We start from the raw sequence: 12,512 nt of genomic DNA on the forward strand, positions 1-12,512 counted from the left end.
CCTAACCCTGCCGCCGGTCCGCGCCGTCCAGCCGGAGGGCGAGGTCGTTGAGCACGTTCATGTAGGTGATGAACGCCTGGTGCGGGGTCTCATAGGGGTTGAAATACTTGTGTACGTCGCCGTCGGAAAACCACTTGGTGCACATGTAGTAAAAATGGTCGCTGGTCAACAGCTCTCGCCAGGTGGCGATGATGTCCTCGTCCCCGGAGTCCAGGACCCTGTCCTCCAGGGAATAGGCCAGCTCGGCGGCCTGGTCCTGCATGGGGTTGCCCAGCCAGGCGGTCACGTCGCGCTCCAGGTCGGCCCAGGAGGTGAAGTAGGGCACGTCGAGCTGGGCCATGGGGTCCAGGTGCGCGGCGGCCTCGCCGGGCGTCTCGAAGACGAAGTCGCCCCGGGACAGGACCGCCTCGGGCAGCCGCCGGAAGAACTCGAAGATGCCGGTGTCGGCCCACTGGTGCTCGCCGATGGTCTCGTAGTCCATGAACAGGTTGATGATCTCGCCGCTGCCCGCCACCTTGTGCACCCAGTCCGCGTATTTCTCCACGGTCACGGGCCACTCGCTCCACCCCCGGTCCGAGAAGCGGAAGGCCACGTCGTCGGACAGCCGGTAGTTCTTGAGCAGGGCCTTGAGCTTGGAGCAGCCCGCGGGCTGGTACACGAAGTTGGGCGAACGCCAGCCGAGCACCTGGTCCGCGCCCTCGGCCAGGATCGCCTTGTAGCCCATCTTCTCGATTTCGAGCGCCAGGTCGTTGCTGTAGATCAGCTCGGTGTTGCGGAAGGTCACGGGTTTGGCCCCGAAGAACTCCTTGAGGATGCGGCTGTGCATCTTCACTTGGCGGCGGAACTCCTCGCGGGAGAAGAGGAAGGCCAGGGAGTGGTGGTGGGTCTCGCCGATGAACTCCACGCATCCGGTGTCGGCCAGCTCGCGGAAGGAGTCCAGGACCTCGGGGCAGAACTCCTGGAACTGCTCCATGGCCACGCCGGTGATGGCGTAGGAGATACGGAACGCGCCCTTGTGGGCCTCGATCAGGTCGAGCATCATCCGGTTGGCGGGCAGGTAGCACTTGTCCGCCACCTTGCGCATGATCTCCCGGTTGGCGGCCTCGTCGCGGTAGTGGTGGCTGCGGCCCATCCGGAAGAAGGAATAGTTCTTGTCCAGCCGCATGGGCTGGTGGACCTGGAAGTAGAAGCAGACGGATATCATGCGCGCCCTCCGGAGAGTTGCCGGTACACGTCGAGGACTTTTTCGGCGGCCCGGTCCCACTGGATCTTCTTGAGGGTCTCCCTGCCGTGTTCGACCAGGGATTTGGCCCGTTTCTCGTCGGTCAGGATGTCGCCGATCTCGAAGGCCAGCCGGTCCACGTCCCAGAAGTCCACCTTGACCGCGTCCTCCAGGATCTCGGCCACGCCGGACTGCTTGGACACGATGCACGGCACGTCGAAGACCATGGCCTCCAGCGGGGTGATGCCGAACGGCTCGGACACGCTGGGCATGACGTACAGGTCGCTCATGGCGTAGATGCGCTCCACATCGGTCCCGCGCACGAAGCCGGTGAAGTGGAAGCGGTCGGCCATCCTCAGTTCGGCCATGCGCTCGACCATGCGCGGGAACATGTCGCCGGTCCCGGCCATGGCGAACCGCACGTCATGATGCTTTTCCAGGACCTTGGCCGCGGCCTCCACGAAGTAGTCCGGTCCCTTCTGGAAGGTGATCCGGCCCAGGAAGAGGACCAGCTTCTCCTTGAACGGCTTTTTCACGCGCAGCTGGCCCAGCCGCCGGTCCTTTTCCACGGCGTTGTGGACCACGGTGATCTTGGCCGGATCGATGGAATAGCGGTTGACGATGGTCTCCTTGGTGAAGTGGCTGACCGCGATGATCCGGTCGGCCGCCTCGAACCCGGCCCGCTCGATGTCGTAGACCCGCTGGTTGACGTGTTCGCCCGAGCGGTCGAACTCCAGCGCGTGGGCGTGGACCACCAGCGGCTTGCCCGAGACGCGCTTGGCCTCGATGCCCGCCGGAGCGGTCAGCCAGTCGTGGGCGTGGATGACGTCGAATTTTTCGGTCAGCCCCAGGTGCGCGCCGATCAGGCTGTAGCGCACGATCTCGGCCATGAGGTTTTCGCCGTAGCCGCCCGAGAAGTCGTTCGCGAGCTCGCCGAAGATGTCCTCGGCCGTGACCAGCTCGTTGCGCTCAAGCAGGGAGCGGTATTCGGTTTCGGTCAGGTAGGGGCGCAGGGGGGAGAGCACCTCCAGCACGGACAACCGTTCCTGGAGCTTGCGGATTTCGGACACGCCGACCTTGGCGCGCAGCCGGTTGGCCCCGACCAGGGTCAGGTGCCGGGCCTCCTCGTCGGAGTCGAGCCGGGGCAGGACGAAGAGGATGTCCGTGCCGAGGTGGGCCAGTCCCTTGGTCAGGCCGAGGCAGGCCGTGCCCAGGCCGCCGGAGATGTATGGCGGGAATTCCCACCCGAACATGAGTACGCGCATGGCTACTTCTCCTTGAGGAGCTTGTTCAGGCGGACGGCCTCGGCCATGGACCACGCCTGGGCCACGGCTCCCTTGGGCTCGTGCGGCGGGTTGCCGGTGTACAGTTCGGGCACCGCGCTGATGCAGAAGTCCTCGGGGAAGCCGCGCAGGATCGGCTTGAAGTACTTGCGCAGGAAAGCCTTGGCCCCGGAGCGGTCCTCGGCCTGGCGCAGCAGGGCCTGGCCGAAGTGTCCGGCCAGCCAGGGCCAGACCATGCCCTGGTGGTAGGCTGAGTCGCGGGCGTCGGCGTCGCCTTTGTAGAAGGGCGAGTAGTCCGGGGCGCGGGGCGACAGGGTGCGCAGGCCGTAGGGGGTCAGCAGGTGGGCCTGGACCACGCCGATGACCGCCCGCATGCGGGGGATGTCGAGCATGGAGTGCGGCAGGGACAGGGCGAATATCTGGTTGGGCCGGATGCGCCGGTCCTGGCCGTGCTCGTTGACCACGTCGCACAGGCAGTTGTCGCGGTCGTTCCAGAACCGGGGGACGAAGTTGGCCTGCAGCCGGTCGGCGGCCTCCAGGGCCCGCGCGGCCAGGACGTCGTCCTCGCTCTCGGCCAGCTCCAGGAAGAAGCGCAGCGCGTTGTACCACAGGGCGTTGATCTCCACGGCCGCCCCGTGGCGCGGGGTGACCGGACGGCCGTAGGCCTGTGCGTCCATCCAGGTCAGCTGGGTGTGCTCGTTGCCCGCGAACAGCAGCCCGTCGTGGTCGAGCCCGCACAGGGGCACGCGGCCGTCCAGGTGCGCGGCCACGATGTCGCGCAGGGCCGGGTAGACCTTGTCCATGACGAATTTCCCGCTGCCCTTGGCCTTGAGGTATTCCTGCACGGCCCAGAAGAACCACAGGGAGGCGTCCACCGAGTTGTAGGCCAGGTGGTCGGAGTTCTGGTCCAGGTAGTTGGGCAGCAGCCCGTCGCGGGCCAGCCCGGCGTAGGCGGCCAGGACCTCCTCGCCGAACTCCCTGCGCCCGGCGTGGAAGGTCAGGCCGGGCAGGGCGATCATGGTGTCGCGGCCCCACTCGCCGAACCAGTGGTAGCCCGCGATGACCGAGGCGAACCCCGAGGTGTTGCGGATGAGGAACTGCCCGGAGAAATACTTGAGCCACTGCACGGACTTGCTGCGGTCCTTGCAGGCCTCGAACTCGGCCTCGCGCCGGGCGATCTCCTTCTTGCGCAGCCGTTCCAGGTTGCCCAGCGGCTCCACGGACGCGGCGAAGATCACGGGCTTGCCCTTTTCCAGCCGGGTCTCGAACATGCCGGGGCAGAACAGGTCCTCCTGGTAGTCGAAGCCGCGCGCCCGCTCCATGAGGTACTCGACGTTGTAGACCCACTTGGGGCCGGGGAAGAACTCCGAGGCCCGGTTGGTGCCCATGTACAGGGGCGGCATGGACTCGTAGGGCTGGATCTTGCGGCCGTTCTTCTCGGGGTAGGACTTGGGCCGCAGGAACATGTTCTCGCGGGTCAACGTGTGGATGTCCCGGTAGGGCATGAGCGGGCGCAAGCGCAGGGCGGGCTTGACCTTGCCCTCGAGCAGCTCGAAGCAGACCAGCACGGTGTTCTTGCCGTGGACCATGAGAAAGGATTTGCGGATGAGCGCATCGCCGATGCGGTAGGTCGTGGACGGATAGAGGCCCTGGTCGAAACCGTCCGCGAACTGGTGACCGGTGGGATGGTACACGCCCGGATACTTGTTGGACGAGAGCAGGAACTCGCGGTCGTTGGCCAGGACCGAGGTCTCCAGCTTGGAGAGCAGGACGAACCGTCCCTTGGGCTGCTTGAGGGCCGCGATCAACAGGCCGTGGTACTTGCGGGTGTGGCAGTTGATGACGGTGCTGGAGGCGTATCCGCCCAGGCCGTTGACGTCGATCCATTCCTTCCGGGTCGCCGTCTCGGTGTTGACGCAATCATCTCTGGAAATGTGCAGCATGATGACCACCTGTGAAAAAAAAAAGAGGTTGAGAAGATGGGAGCTGCCCCGGGAAGGGGTATTTCCGATTATTCAACTTGATAGAAATTCTCCGCCAGTTGCAAGGGAAAAATGGCGGCCGGAATGATTATTTTCACAATGGTACGAAAACGGACGGAACACGCGGGGCGAATCGCCCCGGATGCGTCCCGCGAAGCGGGAAAACACCGTGGAAAGCTACATGAAAGTCCGCCGGATGGCGCTTTCCAGGTCGGTCTTGTCCAGGGGCTTGGCGATGTAGTCGGTCATGCCCTCGCCCAGGAAATTCTCGCGGTCGCCCTTCATGGCGTAGGCGGTCATGGCGATGATCGGGATCGTTGTCTTGTCCGGCCCGACCTCGCCCTCGCGGATGGCCCGGGTGGCCTGCACCCCGTCCATGACCGGCATCTGGATGTCCATGAGGACCAGGTCGAAGGGCTCGCCGCGCAGGGCGGTCAGGGCCATCTCGCCGTTGTTCACGGCACGGACCCGGTGGCCCATGCGTTTGAGCAGGCCGGACACGGCCAGGCTGTTGACCTTGTCGTCCTCGGCCAGGAGGATGTTCAGGGAGGGAGGCGGCTGCGGGGTGTCGGAGAGCCGGGCCACGGTCTCGGCCGCGCTCTCCTCGGCCGAACGCAGGGGCACGCACAGGCAGAACGTCGTGCCCAGGCCGGGCGTGCTGTCCACGGCCATGGTCCCGCCGAGCAGGCCGATCATGCGCTTGGAGATGGCCAGCCCCAGTCCGGCCCCCTGGAAATGACGGGTGAAGCCGCTGCTGACCTGGGTGAAGTGCTCGAAGATGGAGCCCAGCTTGTCGTCCGGGATGCCGATGCCGGTGTCCGTGACCGAGAAGAGCACGTGGACCATGCCGGGCTGCTGCCTGGGCAGGACCGAGACCTCCACGCCCACCCGGCCTTCCTCGGTGTACTTGACCGCGTTGCCGATGAGATTGATGAGGATCTGCTGGAGGCGGGTGTCGTCGCCGAAAAGCCGCTCGGGCAGGTCGCCGGGCACGTCGAAGTCCAGGGTCAGCCCCTTGGACCGGGCGGCCACGGCGAACATCTGCTCCAGCCCGGCCATGATGTCCTTGAGGTTCAGGGGCTCCTCGCGGATGTCCAGCTTGCCGGCCTCGATGCGCGACAGGTCGAGGATGTCCGTGAGCAGCCGGGTCAGCCGCTTGCTCGCCTCGATGCCGTAGGCCGCGTACTCGGCCTGCTCCTCGGTCAGGTCCCCGGCGCGCAGGAGCTGGAGCATGCCCATGATGCCGTTGAGCGGGGTGCGTATCTCGTGGCTCATGTTGGCCAGGAATTCGGACTTCACCCGGCTGGCGGACTCGGCCAGCTCCTTGGCCTCGACCAGGGCCCTGGCCGTGTTTACCCGGTCCGTGACGTCGGAGAAGATGGTCGCGAACCGGCCCGGGGCCGGGCAGAACGCGCTGACGTTGAAGTACTTGCCCATGTCCGAGGCGTAGTGTTCGAAGACGATGGGCTCGCCGGTCAGGGCCACCTTGCCGTAGGTCTCGACCCAGTAGGATTCGATGTCCGGGAAGACCTCGCGCATGGTCCGGCCCAGGATGTCCTCGACCTTGATTCCGGTCAGCCGCTCGAAGGCCGGATTGGCCCGCAGGAAGCGGAAGTCCACGGGGGTGCCCGCCTCGTCGCAGATGATCTCGTGGGAGGCGAATCCGTCGAGCATCCTGTTGAACAGCAGTTGGTATTCCGCCTCCATGAGGTGCTGGCGGGTGACGTCGCGGTGGATGGAGGCCACGGTCTGGACCGCGCCGTCCGCGTCCAGCTCCGGGAAGAGCCGCCAGTCGAACTGGAACGACCGGCCGTTCCACTCGGCGCGGAACTCGGTCTCGATGGGGTCGCCGGTCTCGAACACCCTGGCGATGTGCTCGTCCAGGAACCGGGAGAGATCCTCGGGCAGGCCCAGCTCCCGGTTGGTCTTGCCGATGAAGTGCGAGGGGGGGAGGCCCGAGTATTTCTCGATGTTCTCCGAGACGAAGCAGCGGCGCAGCTGCCGGTCGTAGCGCATGACGATGTCCGGCATGTTGGTGATCAGGGTGCGGTACAGGTTTTCGCTCTCGTGCAGGGCCTCCTCGATGCGTTTCATCTCGGAGATGTCCATGGCCGCGGCCAGGACCACCGGGGAACCGTCCATGTCCCGGAAGGGGACGTTGTGGACGAGCAGGGGAACGCCGTCCGGGCCCCGGGTCTCCCAGGTCAGGGCCCGGCCCGACTGGAGGACCTGCTGGACCCGGCACGGCACGCACGGCACGGGTTCGCCGTACAGGACTTCGTGGCAGGGCCTGCCGGTGTCCTTGTCGTGGCTGCAGCGGAAGTGCTCGTTGGCGAAGGTGATCTCGTGGTTCCCGGTCTGCAGGTAGACGGACAGGGGCAGGTGGTCCAGCAGGGAGTGCATCCACTCGCGGCTCCTGGCCACCTGGGCCTCGGCCCGCTTGCGCTGCTCGACCTCCTCGCGCAGGTGCGCGGTCCTGCTGTTGACCTGGACCTTGAGGAAGACCAGGCCGCCCATGGCCATGAGCAGGGCCACAGGCAGGACGAAGACCAGGGACTGGCGGGCCACCTCCATGAAGGACGGCTCGGGCCGGGGCAGGATGGGGCCGAACCACTTGATGTACAGCCGGTCGTAGGTGCCGTTGCTGAAGACCGTGGCCAGCCCCTCGTTCAGCCGGGCCAGCAGGGCGTGGTCGCCCTCGTGCACGGCCAGGCAGAATTTCTGGACGAATCCGGTCATGGTCACGCCGTCGGGGCGCAGGGTCGGGTCCAGGGGGGCCGGGCGCACGTCCTCGATGTTCTTCAGGCCGAGCTTCTTGATGATCTGCCAGCCGACCACCTGCTGTACCAGGACCGCGTCGTAGCTCCCCTTGGAGAGCAGGGTCATGGCCTCGCCGTAGCTTTCGGTCAGGATGAGTTTCCCGGCCAGGTGCTTGCGTTCGGCGTATTCCTGGGCCGTGTCCCCGCGCATGACCAGGACCGTTTTGTCATGGAGGTCCGCCTCGCCCCGGATGTCTCTGGTCCCCTTGCGCACGAAGATGGAGCCGTGCATCTGGAGGTAGGGGATGGAAAAGTCGAAGTATGCGTCGCGCTCCGCGGAGTAGGAGACCAGGGGCAGGACGTCGAGCTCGCCGTCGGCCAGCGCCCGCTTAATCTCGGCCCAGGGCGCGGTCTTGAAGTCGACCCGAAGCCCGGCCTCGCTGGCCACGGCCTTGAGCAGCTCCACGGAGAAGCCGTCGGCCGTGCCGTCGGGCAGGGCCAGGGCGAAGGGGGGATAATCGAGCTCGCTGGCGGACCGGAGGATCTTGGGCACAGTGTCTCCGGACGCGGCGGCCGGGACTGCCGCAAGGCAGGCCAGCGCCGCCAGGAGAACGGTGCACAGGATGGAGCGAGAATGACCCATATGGTTGCCGCCGATACCGTTTCAAGGAGACTCTATTTATTATCTCCATAATAGGGCAACTTTCGTCGGGGTCAAATTATAATTACAGGCGGGAAGACCGACGCTCGGAAAAGGGCGGGGGATTCTATTCCTGTTCGGCCCGCCGCCCGGACCGGCCGAAGAGCCGGTTGAGCCGCTGCTGGGCCGCGTCCAGGTAGGTGTAGTAGACCGGGGTGAAGTACAGGGTCAGCAGCTGGGAGACCAGCAGGCCGCCGACCACGGCCAGGCCCAGGGGACGCCGGGCCTCGGCCCCCGCGCCCAGGCCGAGCGCGATGGGCAGGGTGCCCATGAGCGCGGCCATGGTGGTCATCATGATCGGCCGGAAGCGGATGAGCGCGCCCTCGCGGATGGCCGAGGCCGCGCCCTGGCCGTGCTCGCGCTGGGCCTCCACCGCGAAGTCGATCATCATGATCGCGTTCTTCTTGACGATGCCGATGAGCATGATGATGCCCACGAACCCGTAGATGTTCAGGTCCAGGCCGAAGAGCATCAGCGTGAGCAGCGCGCCCACGCCCGCCGACGGCAGGCCGGACAGGATGGTCAGCGGATGGACGAAGGATTCGTAGAGCACGCCGAGCACCAGGTAGATGACCAGGATGGCCATGACCAGCAGGACCCACAGGCCGCGCATGGAGTCTTGGAACGCCTGGGCCTCGCCCTGGAAGCTGGTGGACACGGACGCGGGCACGACCTCGGCGGCAAGCGTGGATACCGCGTCCACGGCCGAGCCGAGCGACTCGCCCGGCTCCAGGTTGAAGGAGATGGTCGCGGACGGCAGCTGGCCCGAGTGGTTGACGGACAGCGGCCCCACGCCCAGCCCCCACCTGGCCAGGGTCTCAAGGCGCACGAGCTTGCCGTTGCCCGAGCGCACCGAGAGCATGGCCAGGGCGTCCGGGTTGGACTGGTACTCCGGGGCCAGCTCCATGATCACGTCGTAGGTGTCGGTGGGCGCGTAGATGGACGATATCTTGCGGTTGCCGAACGAGGTGGACAGGGCGTCCTCGATCTGGAAAGCGGAGATGCCCAGCGCCGAGGCCTTGTCGCGGTCGATGTCGATGTTCAGCTCCGGGTTGTCGAACTCCATGTCCGAGGAGATGTCCTGGATGCCGGGCAGCTCCTGCATGCGCTTTTCCATGTCCGCCGCGGCCTTGAAGAGCAGGTCGGTTTCCGGGCTCTGCAGGGTGTACTGGTACTGGCCCTTGGAGCTGCGCCCGCCGATGCGGATGGCCGGGGGGTTGGACACGTAGGCCCGTATGCCCGGCACCTGCGAGAGCTTGGCCCGCAGCCGCTGCTGCACGGCGTCTATGGGGCCGCGCTCGCTCCTCGGCTTGAGGTCGACCATCAGCCGCCCGGAGTTGCCGCCCCGGTTGGGGCCGCCCCCGCCGACCACGGACATGTAGTTCTCCACGGCCGGGTCCTTGGCCAGGATGGTCATGAGCGCCTGCTGGCGCCGCTTCATGATGTCGAAGGCCACGCCCTGCTCGGCCTCGGTGCGGACGATCAGCCGCCCGGCGTCCTCGGTGGGCAGAAAACCCTTGGGGATGGCCCGGAACAGGACCACGGTCAGGGCCAGGACCAGGATGGAGGCGAGCATGGTCAGCCGGTGGTGCCTGAGGGTCCAGTCCAGGGTGCGGGCGTAGACGTCGCGCAGCCCGTTGAAGCCGCGCTCGAACAGATTGAAGAGCCTGCCGTGGCGCTGCTCTCCCGTGTGCGGCTTGATGATCAGGCCGCACAGCATGGGGGTCAGCGTCAGGGAGACCAGCCCGGAGATGAGGATCGAGGCGCAGATGGTCACCGCGAACTCGTGGAACAGGCGGCCCACGATGCCGCCCATGAAGAGCACGGGCAGGAACACGGCGGCCAGCGAGATGGTCATGGACACGATGGTGAAGGCGATCTCCCTGGAGCCGTCCATGACCGCCTCCAAGGTCGACTTGCCCATCTCCCCGTGGCGGACGATGTTTTCGAGCATGACGATGGCGTCGTCCACCACGAAGCCCACGGACAGGGTCAGGGCCATGAGCGAGATGTTGTTCAGGGAGAACCCGTAGAGGTACATGACCGCGAAGGTGCCGATGACCGACATGGGCAGGGCCAGGCTCGGGATGATCGTGGCCGACAGTCTGCGCAGGAAGAGAAAGATGACCGTGATGACCAGGGCCACGGTGAGCAGCAGGGTGAACTGGACGTCCTCGATGGACTCCTTGATGGATTCGGAGCGGTCGTAGAGCACGTTGAGGTCGATGGCTGCGGGCAGCTGGGCCTGGAAGGAGGGCAGCAGGGCGCGCACGGCCTGGACCACCTCCACGGTGTTGGTGCCGGGCTGGCGCTGGATGGCCAGGACCATGCCGGGCTGGCCGTTGTACCAGTTGCGCCGCCTTGTCTGCTCCACGGAGTCGAAGACGTGGGCCACGTCGGACAGGCGCACGGGCGCGCCGTCGCGCCAGGCCACCACCAGGGGCTTGTAGTCCCCGGCGTTCATCAGCTTGCCGCTGGACCGGACGATGTATTCGCGCACCGGGCCGGACACGGTGCCCACGGGCAGGTTGACGTTGCCCTTGCGCACGGCCTCGGCCACCTCGTCCACGCCCAGTTCCATGGCCGAGAGCTTTTCGGGCGAGAGCTGGATGCGCACCGCGTACTTCTGGGAGCCGTAGACCATGACCTGGGCCACGCCGTTGACCATGGAGATGCGCTGGGCCATGAAGTTCTCAGCGTACTCGTTGACGTCGGACAGCCGCATGGTCGGCGAGGAGAGCGAAAGATAGAGGATGGGCGAGTCCGCCGGGTTGACCTTGCGGAAGCTCGGCGTGGAGGTCATGTCGTCGGGCAGCCGCCTGAGCGCCGTGGTGATGGCCGACTGCACGTCCAGGGCCGCGTCGTCGATGTTCCGCTCCAGGTCGAACTGCAGTGTGACGCGCGTACTGCCCAGGCTGGAGATGGAGGTCATGGAGTCCAGGCCCGCGATGGTCGAGAACTGCTTCTCCAGCGGCGTGGCCACGGACGAGGCCATGGTCTCGGGGTTGGCCCCGGAGAGCTGGGCCGAGACCTCGATGGTCGGGAAGTCCACGCTGGGCAGGTCGCTGACCGGCAGCCGCAGGTAGGCCATGACGCCGAAGACCAGGATGGCGATCATGACCAGGGAGGTCATGACCGGACGGCGGACGAAGATGGCGGACGGGTTCATTATTGCCCGTCCCTGGCCGGTCCCTTGCCCGCGCCGTCGCCCTTGCCGTTTTTGATGGATACCCTGGCCCCGGGGCTCAGCCCCACCTGGCCGTCCAAAACCACCAGCTCGCCGGGCTCGATCCCGGAGTCGATGACCGTGCGCCTGCCCACGATGTGGGAGGAGGCCACTTTCCTGGCCTCCACGGTGCCGGACGCCGGATCGTCGCCGGTCTTGACCACGTACACGTACGGGCCCTCCATGCCCTGGAGCACGGCCCCGGTGGGCAGGAGCAGGGCCCCTTTCAGGGTGCGCAGGGTCAGCTCCACCCGGGCGAACTGGCCGGGCCAGAACCGGGTGTCGTCATTGGGGTAGGAGGCCAGCAGCCGGATGGTGCCGGTGGTCGTGTCCACGGCGTTGTCCACGGCGGCCAGATCGGCTTCGACCGGCGTGGAATTCGTGCCGGACGGGGTGATTGACACGCGCATGGGGCCCTGCCTGCGGCGCTCCATGATCTCGCCCAGGTAGCGCTCGGGCAGGGTGAAGGAGACGTTGATCGGCCGGATCTGGTTGATGACGCACAGGGTGCGGTCGTCGTTGGCCTTGATGACGTTGCCCACGTTGACCCGGACGATGCCCACGCGCCCGGATATGGGGGCGCGGATGGCCGCGTAGTCGCGGTCCAGGCGGGCCTTTTCCAGGGCGGCCTCGTTCAGCCGGATGGTGTTCTCCAGGGACGTGGCCTCAGCGAAAGTGTTGTCGTACTGCTCCTGGGCGACCACGTTCAGGTCGCGCAGCCTGGAGTAGCGGCGCAGGTCCTCCTTGGCCTTGTCCAGGTGGGCGCGGTCGCGGTCCAGCCGGGCCTGGGCCTCTTTCACGGCCAGGTCGAAGGACCGGGAATCCACCTGGAAGAGCAGGTCGCCCGCCTCCACGTCCTGGCCGTTCTGGACGAGCTGTTTGTCGATGATGCCGCCCACCCGCGACTTGACCTCCACCGAGGCCAGCGGGGTGACGTTGCCCACGGCGGACAGGGTCACGGGCACGTCCTCGCGCACGGCGGCCACGGCCGTGACCGGGACCACCCGTTCGCGCCGAACCTTCTTTTCGTCGCCCCCGCAGGCCGTGAGCAGGCAGGCCAGGAGCAGGCAGAGCAGCCCGGCGGACGCCGGGCCGGGGACCCGGCTTCGGGTCCGTTTTCCGGCGTGTTCAGGAAAAAGCGAGCGAGGCACGTGCCCTCCAGGTCGGCAGCCCCGCAAGCGGCGGGAGCCGGATGTCCGCCCGGCCGCCGAAGGGTGGCGGGCGGTTGTTCGGTTCACACTGTCCGCGTTTATAATTGCAAAGAATAGCAAACACAATGGGTCTTCGCGCCGGAATATGGGGCGGGGTGTTCCGCACATGTCACCGCGCGGAGAATCAGC

The 12,512-nt window shown here is 66.4% G+C and carries 6 protein-coding genes; all 6 read right to left on the bottom strand.

Annotation, left to right across the window (positions count from 1 at the left end; translation table 11 throughout):
• Position 1 precedes the first annotated feature (1 nt).
• On the bottom strand, positions 2-1,204 hold the full coding sequence (locus tag ACR42D_RS04295) for a glycoside hydrolase family 57 protein (protein WP_484565631.1): 1,203 nt from the start codon (positions 1,202-1,204) through the stop codon (positions 2-4).
• The gene (locus ACR42D_RS04300) at positions 1,201-2,487 is read right to left on the bottom strand and encodes a glycosyltransferase family 4 protein (protein WP_484565632.1); all 1,287 of its coding nucleotides are present in this window, start codon (positions 2,485-2,487) and stop codon (positions 1,201-1,203) included. The genes ACR42D_RS04295 and ACR42D_RS04300 overlap by 4 nt, the downstream gene beginning before the upstream one ends.
• A gap of 2 nt (positions 2,488-2,489) precedes the next feature.
• Positions 2,490-4,448, bottom strand: coding sequence for an amylo-alpha-1,6-glucosidase (locus tag ACR42D_RS04305; protein WP_484565633.1), 1,959 nt, complete (start codon positions 4,446-4,448; stop codon positions 2,490-2,492).
• A gap of 216 nt (positions 4,449-4,664) precedes the next feature.
• Positions 4,665-7,799 (bottom strand): transporter substrate-binding domain-containing protein, encoded by a 3,135-nt coding sequence (locus ACR42D_RS04310; RefSeq protein WP_484565634.1) that lies wholly within the window; start codon positions 7,797-7,799, stop codon positions 4,665-4,667.
• 214 nt (positions 7,800-8,013) lie between these two features.
• A complete protein-coding gene (locus tag ACR42D_RS04315; protein WP_484565635.1) occupies positions 8,014-11,115 on the bottom strand; it encodes an efflux RND transporter permease subunit in 3,102 nt (1,033 codons plus the stop codon).
• Positions 11,115-12,323: an efflux RND transporter periplasmic adaptor subunit gene (locus ACR42D_RS04320; RefSeq protein ID WP_484565636.1), complete on the bottom strand. Its 1,209-nt coding sequence runs from the start codon at positions 12,321-12,323 to the stop codon at positions 11,115-11,117. Before ACR42D_RS04320 ends, ACR42D_RS04315 begins: the two co-directional genes overlap by 1 nt.
• Between the last annotated feature and the right edge of the window lie 189 nt (positions 12,324-12,512).

Origin of the sequence: Pseudodesulfovibrio sp. lm2024, assembly GCF_051175575.1 — a bacterium.
Lineage (GTDB): Bacteria > Desulfobacterota > Desulfovibrionia > Desulfovibrionales > Desulfovibrionaceae > Pseudodesulfovibrio > Pseudodesulfovibrio caledoniensis.